This is a genomic window from Candidatus Avelusimicrobium caledoniensis (assembly GCF_902756455.1).
GTDB classification, from domain to species: Bacteria; Elusimicrobiota; Elusimicrobia; order Elusimicrobiales; family Elusimicrobiaceae; genus Avelusimicrobium; species Avelusimicrobium caledoniense.
Window position 1 is genome coordinate 1 of the sequence record NZ_CACVRB010000013.1, and the last position, 13,513, is coordinate 13,513.

General features: G+C 46.9%; 13 protein-coding genes. 11 read left to right on the forward strand and 2 right to left on the reverse strand.

The window, feature by feature from the left end; translation table 11 throughout:
• The first annotated feature begins 583 nt into the window (after positions 1-583).
• The 10 genes from hpf to lepA are packed head-to-tail and all read left to right on the forward strand — an operon-like array spanning position 584 to position 9,093.
• Positions 584-1,135 (forward strand): ribosome hibernation-promoting factor, HPF/YfiA family, encoded by a 552-nt coding sequence (gene hpf, locus ACQY2W_RS03900; protein WP_428049578.1) that lies wholly within the window; start codon positions 584-586, stop codon positions 1,133-1,135.
• Positions 1,136-1,147: 12 nt separating this feature from the next.
• Positions 1,148-2,104, forward strand: coding sequence for an HPr(Ser) kinase/phosphatase (hprK, locus tag ACQY2W_RS03905; RefSeq protein ID WP_428049580.1), 957 nt, complete (start codon positions 1,148-1,150; stop codon positions 2,102-2,104).
• Positions 2,094-2,951, forward strand: a complete 858-nt coding sequence (gene rapZ, locus ACQY2W_RS03910) for an RNase adapter RapZ (protein WP_428049582.1) — start codon at positions 2,094-2,096, stop codon at positions 2,949-2,951. The genes hprK and rapZ overlap by 11 nt, the downstream gene beginning before the upstream one ends.
• 2 nt (positions 2,952-2,953) lie before the next feature.
• Entirely contained in the window at positions 2,954-3,361 is a 408-nt protein-coding gene (locus tag ACQY2W_RS03915) for a PTS sugar transporter subunit IIA (protein WP_428049584.1), read from the forward strand.
• Positions 3,361-3,834, forward strand: a complete 474-nt coding sequence (locus tag ACQY2W_RS03920; RefSeq protein ID WP_428049586.1) for a PTS system mannose/fructose/N-acetylgalactosamine-transporter subunit IIB — start codon at positions 3,361-3,363, stop codon at positions 3,832-3,834. The genes ACQY2W_RS03915 and ACQY2W_RS03920 overlap by 1 nt, the downstream gene beginning before the upstream one ends.
• Positions 3,824-4,429, forward strand: coding sequence for a PTS sugar transporter subunit IIC (locus ACQY2W_RS03925; RefSeq protein ID WP_428049588.1), 606 nt, complete (start codon positions 3,824-3,826; stop codon positions 4,427-4,429). The genes ACQY2W_RS03920 and ACQY2W_RS03925 overlap by 11 nt, the downstream gene beginning before the upstream one ends.
• A 3-nt stretch (positions 4,430-4,432) precedes the next feature.
• The gene (locus ACQY2W_RS03930; RefSeq protein ID WP_428049590.1) at positions 4,433-5,257 is read left to right on the forward strand and encodes a PTS system mannose/fructose/sorbose family transporter subunit IID; all 825 of its coding nucleotides are present in this window, start codon (positions 4,433-4,435) and stop codon (positions 5,255-5,257) included.
• 7 nt (positions 5,258-5,264) lie between these two features.
• On the forward strand, positions 5,265-5,534 hold the full coding sequence (locus ACQY2W_RS03935) for an HPr family phosphocarrier protein (RefSeq protein ID WP_428049592.1): 270 nt from the start codon (positions 5,265-5,267) through the stop codon (positions 5,532-5,534).
• On the forward strand, positions 5,535-7,277 hold the full coding sequence (gene ptsP / locus ACQY2W_RS03940; RefSeq protein ID WP_428049594.1) for a phosphoenolpyruvate--protein phosphotransferase: 1,743 nt from the start codon (positions 5,535-5,537) through the stop codon (positions 7,275-7,277). It begins immediately after the preceding gene.
• Positions 7,264-9,093 (forward strand): translation elongation factor 4, encoded by a 1,830-nt coding sequence (lepA, locus tag ACQY2W_RS03945; protein WP_428049596.1) that lies wholly within the window; start codon positions 7,264-7,266, stop codon positions 9,091-9,093. The genes ptsP and lepA overlap by 14 nt, the downstream gene beginning before the upstream one ends.
• Before the next feature lie 2 nt (positions 9,094-9,095).
• Here lepA and ACQY2W_RS03950 read toward each other — a convergent pair whose 3' ends face one another.
• Positions 9,096-9,539, reverse strand: coding sequence for a type IV pilin protein (locus ACQY2W_RS03950; RefSeq protein WP_428049598.1), 444 nt, complete (start codon positions 9,537-9,539; stop codon positions 9,096-9,098).
• 129 nt (positions 9,540-9,668) lie between these two features.
• Positions 9,669-12,032 (reverse strand): DUF3536 domain-containing protein, encoded by a 2,364-nt coding sequence (locus tag ACQY2W_RS03955; protein WP_428049600.1) that lies wholly within the window; start codon positions 12,030-12,032, stop codon positions 9,669-9,671.
• A 105-nt stretch (positions 12,033-12,137) separates the two neighbouring features.
• On the opposite strand from ACQY2W_RS03955, the gene ACQY2W_RS03960 reads away from it, so the two are divergent.
• A complete protein-coding gene (locus ACQY2W_RS03960) occupies positions 12,138-13,463 on the forward strand; it encodes a PhoH family protein (protein ID WP_428049601.1) in 1,326 nt (441 codons plus the stop codon).
• The last annotated feature ends 50 nt before the right edge of the window (positions 13,464-13,513 follow it).

Here is a 13,513-nt window from a genome sequence, read left to right on the forward strand (position 1 = left end):
AAGTTTTATTTTTTCTCTCGCTATATCCCGCATAGAAACTCTGCGGGATGACGAGCGAGAGAAAAATATATACAGAAAAGGCCCTTGCCGGGCCCAGGCAAATGGGAAGTCAACTTTCACTTACTTGTAGCCACACTGTTTTTGCATTGTCGCTTTGCAGTGCAACAAGCTCCTTTTCCGCTTTTCTGACGGCAGAAAAGCTACAAAAGACCGCCGCCCCATGGCACCACAAAAAGCAGACAAATCGGGAAAATTTACAAACTCGCTACCCACTCAAACATGTAAATTTCCTTTTCCGATTTGGCGCTTTTTGTAAACGGTGCTAAAGGGGCGGATAAACAACAAAAACATTACAGAATAACACGAAGTCCCCCGTACGGCGAGTACCAAGGGGGTTGATTTTCCACTATTTTTTCTTACACTATTACTACATACAGGAGGCCACCAAAGATATCTAGTTTTATTTTCGCCGCTTTGGCTGTTAAACGTGCCGTTCCTACGCGCGCGTAATTGACATCTACCCCCGGATAATGTTTTAATACTATATGCGGGGACAAACCCGTGATTACTTATCGGAGGACTTATGGATATTAAAATTACGGCCAAAAACATTAAATTAACTCCGGCCATTAAAGACTTTATCAATACCCGCGTGAGCAAAGTTGAAAACTTTTTTGACAATATCGTTTCCGCCCAAGTATTGATTTCCGTAGAGAAAAAAATTCATCAAAAAGCCGAAATCATCTTGCACACCGGTGCTAAAACGACGATCAACGCCAGCGCGGTAGAAAGCAATCTCTACAAGGCCATTGATGCCGCTGCCGTCAAAGCTGAAGCGCAAGCCAAAAAAATTAAAAACAAAGCCAAAGCGCGCAAAACTTCCAAAAAATCTGTCAAAATGGTAGAAATGGAAGCGTTTGCCGATACGGTTGTGTTGCCGCAAGCCGACGTGAAATTCTCGGTCATTAAGCAAGTAGAAGTCTTGCCCATGAACCCGGAAGACGCCGCTTACGAAATGGAACGGCTTGGCTATTCGTTCTGGATTTTCTTAGACGAAGATTCCAAACAAATCAATTTGATTTTCAAACGCTTAGACGGTACGTTTGGGTTAATCAAACCGATGAAGAAAAAATAAACCGGAGCCGAAATGGAATTTACCAAGTCCATTACCGTAGCCGAATTACTCCAAGTCAAACGCTTGAACTTGGAACTCGTTTGCGGTAAACGCTATATTCAGCGCGAGATTACCCTGGGCAGTGTCAACCGCCCGGGGCTGGCGCTTAGCGGACATTTGGATAATTTCCGGGCGAACTCCGTACAGGTCTTCGGCCGCGGGGAACATGCGTTTTGTCAAAAAGAAAACAAAGCGCGCCTGCGTGCCAACATTACCAAAATGCTCAGCGAGGGATCGGTGCCGTGCGTCATTATGACTGCCGATCTAACACCGCCCCCCGCTGTGCGTAAAGCGTGTTTAAGTGCGGATGTGCCGGTGCTTAAAACCGCTATGGAATCCGGCGCGTTCGTAGCTGAATTTTCCCGCTTCTTAGACGAAAAACTAGCTCCCGTTACCCACATCCACGGCGTACTGGTGGACGTGAGCGGCATGGGCGTACTCATCCGCGGAGAATCGGGCATCGGCAAAAGCGAATGTGCGTTGGAGCTTATCAAACGCGGACATATTTTAGTAGCAGACGACGTGGTAGAAATTCAAAAAAGCCGCGGCCGTTATCTGGTCGGTTCCTGTCCCACCATGCTCAAACATTATATGGAAGTACGCGGGCTGGGAATTTTGGACGTACCGCTACTCTTTGGCGTGGGATCCACGTTAGACGAAACCAAAATTGATATGGAAGTCGTCTTAACTTCTCCCTCTAAAGAGCCGCTGGACCGGTTGGGAGTCGAGCAGAAAACGACTGATATTTTAGGCGTGGAAATTCCTTCACTGGGCTTGCCCGTTACCCCGGGGCGCAACTTGGCGGTGCTCATTGAAGTTGCCGCCTTAAACCAACAGCTTAAAAGCCAAGGCATTTTTTCCGCCAAAGAATTTAGCCAAAAGATTTTAGACAAAATGAAAAAGGGAAACGGTAAACCGTATGTCAAATGAAAAAAGACGCTTATTTATCATTACCGGTATGAGCGGCGCGGGCAAATCGCAAGCATTAAAAATGTTTGGCGATTTGGGTTTTTACTGCGTGGACAATTTGCCGCTTGCCTTATTTAAAGATTTCATCAACTACGTCCGCCAAAACGACGCCACGCGCGACATCGCTTTAGGTATTGACGTGCGTGAAGGCGACCGGCTTAAAGAAATGCCTTCGCTACTTAGCGCGCTGGCTAAAGATGAATTTTCCGTCAAAGTTATTTTCTTAAATGCCTCAGACGGGTGCTTGATACGCCGTTTCTCCGAAACCAAACACAAACACCCGGTGCATAAAAAATTGGTGGCCGCTATCGCCCACGAACGCGAAGTGATGGCCCCCACGTTAAAATTGGCCAACGTAATTATTGATACGTCCGGCCTAAAACTGGGCGAACTCAAGGAAAAGCTTTCCTCTTTATTGTCGCTGACCCGCGCGGGCGATATGCAGATTCAAGTGATGTCGTTTGGGTTTAAATACGGATTACCTAAAGAGTGCGATATCGTCATGGACGTACGCTTTTTACCCAATCCGTATTACGTACCCGAGTTAAAAAACAAAACCGGGTTAGACAGCGACGTGCAAGATTATATTATGTCGTTTAAAGAGACACGTGAATTTGCCGAAAAATTTGCCGATTTGATTAAATACTTAATTCCCAAATACATCAAAGAAGGAAAAAGTTATTTAACCATTGCCATGGGTTGTACCGGCGGCAAACACCGAAGCGTGTTCATGGCACATAAACTGGCAGAATATTTAAATAAACTCAGATTAAGCGCTTCGGAATTTCATAGAGATATAGGGGTGTGATTATGCTTAAAATTATTTTAGTAACACACGGCAACTTAGCCAAAGAGATGCTGGATACGGCCTCTCAAATTATCGGCAAACCGGCTGATGACGGTTTTGCCACATTTGCGGTTACCACAACGGCTTCTGTACAACAAGAAGCGCAAAAATTGCAAAAAGAACTGGCCTCCTGCACGGAAGGAGCTGTCATTTTAACAGACATCTTCGGCGGCAGCGCTACCAACATTTCGCTTACGGCCAGCAAAGATTTACCCAACTGCCACGTGATTACGGGGCTGAATTTGAGTATGCTGCTTACCGCTATGAACAGCCGCAAAAAATTGACGGCCAAAGAATTAGCCGAAAAGATTGAATCCGACGGCAAACGCGCCGTTATTAACGCAACGGAACTACTTATTAAAGGACTCTAATGCCGATTGTTTTTGCACGTGTAGATGATCGCCTGATTCATGGGCAAATTGTTCAAGCTTGGCTACCGCAGTTAAACGTAGACGAGGTGATCATTCCGTGCACCAAACGTAACCGCCATAACCTTAACGAAGGGCTTTTGCGTTTGAGCTTGCCTTATGAGTATGATTTGTCAGTCATGGAAGCAGAAAAAATATCCAAATACGCCGCCACCTCCAAACGGCGGATATTCTTGCTCATGGCATCCTTGCAAGATCTATCGGATCTGATTACAAACGGCGTACCCGTAAAAAACGTCAACATCGGCGGTATGCACTTTAAAGAAGGGGCCCAAAAACTGGCCGACCATGTGTTTTTAGACGAACAGGATAAACAATTATTAAAACTGGCGCGGGACTTAGGCATTTCTATTGAAACGCGGGCCGTGCCGAACGATATTTCCCTGTCCTTAAAAGAGGTGCTCCGTGAGCGTTGAAATTTTACTTTTGTGTTTGCTGGCTGCCTTGCTTGAACTGGATACCACCTACGCTTTTCAGTTGACGTTTTCGCGCGGTGTAATTGCGGGCCCGCTGTTTGCGTTAATTACGGGAGATTGGGCCGCCGGCATCCAAATAGGCGTATTTACGGAGCTATTGTTTACCGATATTAACCCGCTGGGAGCCATTTTGCCCCCCAGCGCCGTTATTTGTTGCGCGATTGCCGTAGCGTTAGACTCCCTGGGGATCCAACTTTGTTACGCGTTTATTATTGCCGTGTTGGGCTCGCTACTTTTTGTGCAAGTAGAACGCCGCGTACGCAAACAACGGGTCAATTTGCTTACCTCGTGGGAAAAACAAATTATGCAAAACCCCCGCGCCATTAACCGGGTGGTGTTCTTGGAACTCGGTGCGTGCTTTTTAATTAACTTTGTACTTATTTCCTTATTCATCGGTGTTAGTGCCACGTTGGCACAATGGTTGCAACCGCATATTCCGCAACGCGCTTTTTATGCGTGCCAATTTGCATTTATGGCTGTGCCGTGGATCGGGCTAGCGTCGCTTATTCCCGAATTTCGGTTAAAAAAGAGGTAACGCATGAAATTTTCACAACACTTCGGTTTATTTGTGCGCTCGTTTTTTTTACAGACGGGTTGGAACTACCTGAAATACCAAAATTTGGGGCTCATGTTTGTCATGTGGCCGTTTGTGGAAAAATTATATAAACAAGATAAAGACGCGATCCCGTCCGTTGTTTCGCGCTATTTAGCCACCTTTAACACGCAACCGGTCATGGCCTCTTTTTGCTTTGGAGCACTGGCCAAACAAGAAGAATATATCGCCAACGCCAAAACATTAGACGAATCTAACGAGGAAACCTTGGAATGGAACGCCATTAAACGGGGCTTATCTATTACCACGGCATCTATCGGCGACCGTTTGTTTTGGGGGACACTTAAACCGCTTACGCTTTTGTTGGCTTTATTTATTTGGCTAATCCTGGGCATACACGTATTTGAAATTCAACAAGAGGATATCTTGCCGCTTACGTATGTGTTGGCCGGCAGTGTAGCCGCCTTTTTGGCATTTAACGCGATTGCGCTGTTTGTGAAATGGCAAGGTATTAAAATCAGTTACAATGCCAATAATAAAGCGTGTTACGGGTTGACTCAATTTGATTGGAACCGTACTATTTACAACGCTAAAAAAATCGGGCTTGTGCTGACTATCGGGCTGCTTTTACTGGGTATTTACTATTATCTGCGCGATTTTCAACATTCCATAGATGTACACTTTATTACGCGGGCCGTTTTAATCTTATTTTTCGTGTGTATCAGTTTTATTACCCGACGGTTACGTATCCCGAATATGTATCTTTATTTAGCGGCAGTTGTCATCTTCAACATCGTCTGTTACTTATAGGAGACACATGATAGAACTTGATTTAAAAATTATCAACCAACTGGGCTTACATGCACGCCCGGCCGCGCTGATTGCCCAAACTGCCGGCAACTATAAAAGCACCATCGGGCTCACCAAAGACGGTGTGCGGGTGGACGCCAAAAGTATCATGGGTGTTATGATGCTCGCCGCCGAGCATGGCTCTGTTTTGCATTTAACCGCCGAAGGAGCCGATGAACAAGAGGCCGCCCAAGCCATTAAGACACTTTTTGAAAACAAATTTAATGAGGAATTTTAGATGCTTGTTTTAAAAGGAATTGCCGCCAGCCCGGGAGTAGCGATTGGTCCGGCCGTGTTACTGCCGGGGGAACATGTTGCGCTTTCTCGCCAATATATTTCCGCAAATGAAATCCCGGCCGAAACTGCCAAATTTGATCAAGCTACCCGGCAAACCTTGGCCGAATTGGACGAATGCGAACACAAAGTGCATGACACGTTGGGCGCAGAATATGCTAATTTAATGTCCACGCACAAACTGATCTTACAAGATCCGGCTTTTCACAACGCCATTTTGCATAAAATTGAGCACGAGCAACTTTCCGCCCAAGCGGCCATTTTATTTACTTTGCAGGAGTTGGCGGCCTCCTTTCACAAAATAGAAGATCCGTTTTTTAAAGAACGCCGCAATGATCTGTTTGATGTAGGCAAGCGGCTTGCCAACAATTTATCAGGCGATAAAAATAATTTTTTATCTTCGGTACAAAAACCGTCTTTGCTCGTTGCACACAATTTGTATCCGTCAGACACCATCAATTTACAAGAGCATAAAATTTTGGGCTTTTGCACGGACGTCGGCGGGAAAACCAGTCACACGGCTCTCTTGGCGCAAAGTTTAAATATACCTGCCGTAGTGGGTTTATCTACGGCTTCTAAAGATGTGCACGCGGGCGACACGCTTATTATTGACGGCGAAAACGGTCTTTTGGTTATCAATCCGGACCGCTACACCCTGTCCAATTACCGTCAAATTCAGCGCGATATCAAAAAGACGGAAGCGTTGTTAAAAACAATCAACCATTTACCCGTTATTACCCAAGATGGCCACCCCATTAAACTTTTTGTCAATTACGATCCGCGCACCGATAAAAAAGAAAACAAACATTTAATTACCGACGGCTTGGGGCTACTTCGCACCGAATTTATTTTTATGGGCACGCCCGTTGCTCCGTCGGAAGATGAACAATACAACGTCTATTTGGCTACCGCCAAACGCTTTGATATGCGCCCGGTAACGATTCGCCTGGCCGATTTGGGGGCCGATAAAAAACCCGATTTCCCGTTAGACGAATTTGACCAAGACGAAAACCCTTTTATGGGTTGCCGCGGGATCCGGCTACTGCTTAAAAACCCGGAATTACTGCGCACCCAACTGCGCGCAATTATCCGCACCGCGTGCGAAGTACCGGCACAGTTGGGGATACTTATCCCCATGGTCTCTTCGGTAGAAGAAGTACGCCACGTACGCAAAGCGTATAATGAAATTTTGGAAGAATTTGCCCAAGCCGGCAAGCGGCCTGTTAATAAAATTGCGCTAGGCGCGATGATTGAAGTGCCCTCTGCCGCCATTGCCTTAGACGGCATGATAAGCGACTTAGATTTTATTTCTATCGGCACGAACGATTTAATCCAATACTTAATGGCCGTGGACCGCGTCAACCAAGAAGTGGCCCACCTCTACGACCCGTGCCACCCGGCTGTCGCGCGCACGCTTAATTTAATCATCCAAACGGCGCATAAACGCGGCAAAGTGGTCTGTATCTGTGGAGAAATTGCCTCCGATACCAAAATGTTACCGTTGTTACTGGGGTTAAACATAGACGCATTATCCGTCACACCGCGTATGTTTTTGCGTGTGAAAAACAATATCCGCAATTCCGATTTTGAACACTGCACCGATTTGGCCCAAGCGGCGCTGTTAATGGGCAGTTCCGAAGAAATAAGAAATTTAATTGAGCAAAATAACCGACATGAAAATTCGTAACTTTTCCATTGTAGCCCATATTGATCACGGCAAGACCACGCTGTCCGACCGTATTTTAGAGGATACCGGCACCGTGCCCAAGCGAAAAATGCAGGCCCAACTGTTAGACGGGATGGACTTGGAGCGCGAGCGCGGCATTACCATTAAAGCCAAGGCCGTACGTATTGCGTACAAAGATTATATTTTAAATTTAATTGACACGCCCGGCCATGTAGATTTTTCCTACGAAGTCGCGCGTTCGTTGCGCGCGTGCGAGGGCGTACTTTTATTAGTAGATGCGTCACAAGGAGTAGAAGCGCAAACGGTCGCCCACGCGCATTTGGCGCAAAGTTTGGGGCTTAAAATTATCCCCGTGATGAACAAAGTAGATTTATCCCAATCGGATGCGGACGCTTCCGAAGAACAGCTGTGGGATATTTTGCGCGAACCCATTGAAGCCGAACGCGTCAGCGCCAAAACCGGCATGGGCATTGAGCATTTATTAGACCGCATTATTGAGGATATCCCCGCCCCGCAAGGCAAGGCAGAGGCCCCTTTGCGCGCGCTAATTTTTGACTCGTATTACGACCCGTTCCGCGGCGTAGTGATGTATATCCGCTTGGTAGACGGCAGTATTAAGCCGGGGCAAACGATTCAATTTATGTCTTCCGGCGCGTCGTACAAAACCGAAGAAATCGGTTTTATGACGCCTAAACAACTCCATAAGTGCGACCAACTGTCTGCCGGAGAAGTAGGGTATTTGGTCGCGGGCATTAAAGATATCCACCAAGTAAAAGTGGGCGATACCGTCACGTTAGCCGAACGCCCCGCCACAGAGGCGTTGCCCGGCTACGCAGACGCCAAACCCGTCGTGTTTGCGTCTATTTTCCCGGTAGAAACAACCGATTTTCCGCTCCTTAGAAAAGCCCTTGAAAAATTAAACTTGTCCGATTCTTCGTTTCATTATCAAAGCGAAACATCCAAGGCGTTGGGCTTTGGTTTCCGGTTAGGGTTTATGGGCATTTTACATATTGAAATTGTAAAAGAGCGGCTTGAAAGAGAGTTTAATTTATCTTTAATTGCCACAAGCCCTAACGTAGTGTATCACGTTAAATTTACATCTCGCAAATCGCACCCGCAGGAGTTGGCGGCATTGCCGGATGCACCGGATGACCCCGGTTATAAAATTATTGATAACCCGGCCAACTTCCCGCCGCACGGCGATATTATTGATATCAAAGAGCCCGTCATTCACATCACGATTGTAACGCCCGTGGAATTTATGGACGGTGTGATGACGCTACTGAAGGAAAAACGCGGTACGTTTATGAACATGGACCATTTGTCTAACCAACGCGTGATTATTAAATATGAAATGCCAATGGGCGAAATGGTCATTGATTTTTACAATAAATTAAAATCGGTTTCCAAAGGGTATGCGTCTTTTGATTATGAGGTAGCCGGGTTTAGAAGTTCGGATGTAGTTTTAATGGAAATTTTACTGCACGGCTCGCCGGTGGATGCACTTTCCGTGGTGGTGCATAAAGACAAGGCACAAACCATGGGCCGCGCCTTGTGCGCCAAGTTAAAAGAACTTATCGGCCGCCAACAATTTGAAGTAGCCGTACAAGCCGCCGTTAACGGAAAAGTAATCGCGCGCGAAACGATACCCGCTTTTAGAAAAGACGTTATCGCTAAATGCTACGGCGGCGATATTACCCGCAAACGCAAATTATTAGAAAAACAAAAAGAAGGTAAAAAGCGGATGAAATCTATCGGCAGTTTGAACATTCCGCAAGAAGCGTTTGTGGCGATGCTAAAAATTGACGAGGAATAATTTTACAAATTGATTATCCAATAATGAGCTCCACTATCCCAAGTCGGTGTTGTTTTTCCGTATTGGGCACATTGTTCTTGTGTTCCAAGGCAATACAAAGTGGCTGGGCCTTCCGTCGTAAACGTCCATTCAAATATATTGCCTCTATTGGATTTTTTTGGCTCAGCATAAGCTCCTGCTCCTTCCGTACGAATCTGTACGTGATACCGATAATTGGCATCATTGACCGTTATGGGTAATTCTTCCAAATCGGACGTAAATTCTCCCGCACTCATGTGATACACCAGTTCCGCTTGGACAATACTGCGTAGCGTAGTAATGGCTTCTATTCCGCGCGCTTTTTTAACTGCTTTTTGGTATTGCGGCAACGCCACCGCCGCCAATATACCAATGATTAACACAACGACTAATAATTCAATGAGCGTAAATGCTTGTTTGTTTTTCATACAACCTCCTTTGTTTCATTAAATAAAATGTAGCAAAAAAAAAAACGATGTCAATAGGCAATTTTACAGACAACAAAAAACACGCACAAAACAAAAAGTTTTGTGCGTGAGTCGTTAGCAAACAACAACTTATAAAGCGATTTTTAATTTGCGCGCGAGCGCGCGGACAAGATCCTTGTTTTTGGCCGTTTCGCCTAAATTTTCAATACCCAAAAACACAAACTCCTGCGCTTTAACGGTATCGGGCTTGAAGCCAAAAATTTCCGCGTAATTAAGCAGTTCTACCAGTTTCATGGCGGCGGAAGTTTTCTCCGGGTTGCGGGCAAAGGCAAAGGCCAAATTAGTCACTTTGTCTGTTACCACATCGTTTACGCGCGGAGCGATATTGAGCCCCAACGCTTTGACATCTTCCATCAGTTCCTCTAACGAGCCGATATTGATGTCCGCCGCGCGGATTTCCGCCTTGATGTCTTCCGCCAATACAAATTCAGCTACCGGAATAAACGCCGGCGGCACAGGCGCACCGATTACCTGCAACGCACGCACCACCGGATATTGCGCTTCAAACAGTTTTGAGAAAGACACATCGGTCTGTTCGTCCATTTTACGGAACGTGCTTTGCATGACTTTTCGCCGCACGTCGTTAATCATAGAAGAAACGGTATATACGTGCACCAAATGTTTAACTATGACCGCGTGGACTTCTTCGTATTTTTGTGCGTTAAATAAAGTTTCCAATTCATTTAACCAACCGCTCGGATCCGTACCGTCATGCGGTTGCACCGCACACGTAAACTCGGCCGCGCCGCGGCGAAACACCGCAAAACAAAATTTTTGCTCTACCAATGTAACCGTAGATTTGAGCGCAATTTCGCCCGCCCACAACCGCGCATGCGGGGCCGTTAATTTGCGCGGTGCAAAAGACAGCACCTCGCATGAAAACGCCCGGTGCGGATTGGTTGTTTCGTCGGCCATGAGCGTGATGATATGCTCCAGCGCCAGTTTTTCTATCGGCGTAGTTTGCGGTTTTACATACCGCTCATACACGCGCGCACCGTTTTTTAATTCTTTAATGTTGCTCGGAGCGGCGGCTAATTTTTCCACAAAAGCCGGTTCCAAATCGTTACCTGTCAAACGTTTATTGAGTTCTAGTGCGCGGCAGGCATATTGCATGATTTGCACCGTCTCAATACCGCTGATTTCGTCAAAAAACCAACCGCAACTGGTGTACATAAACAGTGCGTTTTTTTGCATTTCCAAAAGCATGAGTGCCCCGGCGCGGTCGTTCCACGCTTTTTCGGTGGCGTGTTTTAAAAAGAAACAATGCTGCGCGTTCAAGCTGCGGTCCGACATTAAATCTACGTAATCGTTGCGCGCGGCCCACGGGTCTTTGAAATATTCTTTCCCGACCGTTTCAAATGTTTTGATAAGTTCGTCGCGCACAAAATCTAACGCGGCGCGAAGCGGCGCGCGCCACTTTTGGTGCCAACCTGCGCGGCCCGAATTGCACCCGCAATCGGCCCGCCAACGCTCTACCCCGTGACAACAACTCCACGACGAATTCTCCACAATTTGCGCTTCATACTGCGGCGGATATTTCTCTAAAAATTCACCGTAAACGGTCAAATTGACATCCGGCGTTTCTTCCACTTTTTTCAAGCAATACGCCAGCGACATATCGGCAAATTTTTGGTGGTGGCCGTACGTTTCACCGTCGGTGGCGATGTGCATAAGTTGTGCTTCTTCACTGTGGTTATACGCGCCCAGCAAGCGCGAAGCTAATTTTTCGCCCGACGACAACGTGTCCGAAAACGCGATCCCTTGCGAAATCGGCCCGTCGTAGAAAAATAAAGCAATCTGTTTGCCGTTGGGCAAGTTACATTGGTACGCGCGTTTGGGATCTACGGCCGCGCCGACTTCTTCCCATTTTTCCGCGCCGATTTTGCGCACGCGCGCACATTGGCCGGGTGCTAAAATCACAAATTTCATCCCCGCGTCCGCCAGCGCACACAGCGTGGGCGTATCGCAAGCCGTTTCGGCTAGCCACAAGGCCTCGGGTTGACGACCAAAACGTTTGGTAAAATCGGCAATGCCCCATTTGATTTGTGTTTCTTTATCACGCGCGTTGGCCAGCGGCAAAATAATATGATTATACACTTGTGCAATCGCGCTACCGTGTCCGCCAAAGCGGGTTTGGCTGATTTTATCCGCTTCCAAAATAGCGTAATACACTTCCGGTTCTTGCTTTTCCATCCATGAAAGAAGCGTCGGCCCGAAGTTAAAACTGATGCGGGAATAGTTATTGGTTAACTGAATTAAATTTTGTTGTCCGTCTAACAAACGCGCCAGCGCGTTCGGGCCGTAACACTCGGCACAGATCCGCTCGTTCCAATCGTGGAACGGAGCCGCGCTGTCTTGTTGTTCAATCATGTCCAGCCACGCATTTTCACGTGGTGGCTGATAGAAATGACCGTGTATGCACAAGTATTTCATGTATATATTGTACCCTTTTGACGCGCCGGACGCAAAAGTCCTTGATTTTCTTCTCAAACAAGTTTATACTATGAATAGCACTCTACGTTACTAGCGAGGGAAACTATGAAAAAAACTTTTATTTTGGATACCAACGTCTTACTACACGATATCAACTGCTTACACGCATTTGAGGATAACGATATTATTATCCCCATGGCGGTTATTGAAGAATTAGACGCCTTTAAAAACGAAAGCGATACCCGCGGCAAAAATGCGCGTATGGTTTCCCGCGAATTGGACAAAATGCGCGAACTCGGCCGCCTAAACGAAGGCGTACCGCTCGCCACAGGTGGCACGCTGAAAATTGAATTGGACCGCCCTAACGCCTTGCCGCAATCGCTCGCCTTTAACAAGGCAGATAATTCCATTTTAAACATCGCCTACACGCTAGGGAAAAAAGAGGGCTCGTATAAGAAAAACGCACGCCCGGTGTTTGTGGTAACTAAAGATATCAATATGCGCTTAAAAGCCGAGGCACTTGGCTTGTCCGCGCAAGATTATACGAGCGACAAAGTAAACGTAGATGAACTCTACACGGGAGTCACCGAAGTAGAAGTGGACCCGGCACAGATTGATGAGTTTTATCATAAAAAACAACTGGCCATGGACCCGACTCTCTATGTGCCTAACCAATTCATCATTTTAAAAACGAACGACGGCGGCAAGAAATCGGCTATCGGGCGCATTTCCAACGACGGCAATTTTATCTTGCATCCGCTTTCCAACCAAGAGCCCGTAGCATGGGGTATTAAACCGCTCAATAAAGAACAACGCTTCGCAATGGAACTGTTGTTGGACGACAGCTTAGACATCGTTACGCTCGTTGGCACGGCCGGTACAGGTAAAACGCTGATTACGTTAGCCACCGGCTTGCAACGCACCATGGACGAAAACGCCTACCGCCGTTTAGTGGTCTGCCGTTCTATCGTTCCGGTAGGGAAAGATTTAGGTTTCTTGCCCGGCACCAAAGAAGAAAAATTGGAAGCGTGGATGGGAGCGGTGTATGACAACTTGGCCTTCCTCGCCGACCGCAAAAACCCGGATGAGGGCGAAGAAAAAGCGCATTATTTATTGGACAGCGGCAAAATTGAAATTGCCTCTGTGACCCATATGCGCGGACGCTCGCTCCCCGGACAATATATGATTGTAGACGACGCGCAGAACTTAACCCCGCACGAGATGAAAACAATTCTTACCCGCGCGGGCGAAGGGACCAAAGTAGTTGTTACGGGCGACCCGTACCAAATTGACACGCCGTATTTGGATGTACAATCAAACGGGCTGACGTACTTGGTGGACCGCATGCGCGGCCAAAAGTCGTACGGTCACATTACATTTACCAAGACCGAACGCAGCCACCTGGCTGATTTGGCCTCTAAGTTGCTCTAACGCAATCTGTTTTTACACAAGCCCGCTTACAAAAGCGGGCTTGTGTGGGC

Coding starts and splice junctions, on each gene's coding strand:
- hpf (WP_428049578.1), top strand. CDS start 584: ATGGATATTAAAATTACGGCCAAAAACATTAAATTAACTCCGGCCATT.
- hprK (WP_428049580.1), top strand. CDS start 1,148: ATGGAATTTACCAAGTCCATTACCGTAGCCGAATTACTCCAAGTCAAA.
- rapZ (WP_428049582.1), top strand. CDS start 2,094: ATGTCAAATGAAAAAAGACGCTTATTTATCATTACCGGTATGAGCGGC.
- ACQY2W_RS03915 (WP_428049584.1), top strand. CDS start 2,954: ATGCTTAAAATTATTTTAGTAACACACGGCAACTTAGCCAAAGAGATG.
- ACQY2W_RS03920 (WP_428049586.1), top strand. CDS start 3,361: ATGCCGATTGTTTTTGCACGTGTAGATGATCGCCTGATTCATGGGCAA.
- ACQY2W_RS03930 (WP_428049590.1), top strand. CDS start 4,433: ATGAAATTTTCACAACACTTCGGTTTATTTGTGCGCTCGTTTTTTTTA.
- ACQY2W_RS03935 (WP_428049592.1), top strand. CDS start 5,265: ATGATAGAACTTGATTTAAAAATTATCAACCAACTGGGCTTACATGCA.
- ptsP (WP_428049594.1), top strand. CDS start 5,535: ATGCTTGTTTTAAAAGGAATTGCCGCCAGCCCGGGAGTAGCGATTGGT.
- lepA (WP_428049596.1), top strand. CDS start 7,264: ATGAAAATTCGTAACTTTTCCATTGTAGCCCATATTGATCACGGCAAG.
- ACQY2W_RS03950 (WP_428049598.1), bottom strand. CDS start 9,539: ATGAAAAACAAACAAGCATTTACGCTCATTGAATTATTAGTCGTTGTG.
- ACQY2W_RS03955 (WP_428049600.1), bottom strand. CDS start 12,032: ATGAAATACTTGTGCATACACGGTCATTTCTATCAGCCACCACGTGAA.
- ACQY2W_RS03960 (WP_428049601.1), top strand. CDS start 12,138: ATGAAAAAAACTTTTATTTTGGATACCAACGTCTTACTACACGATATC.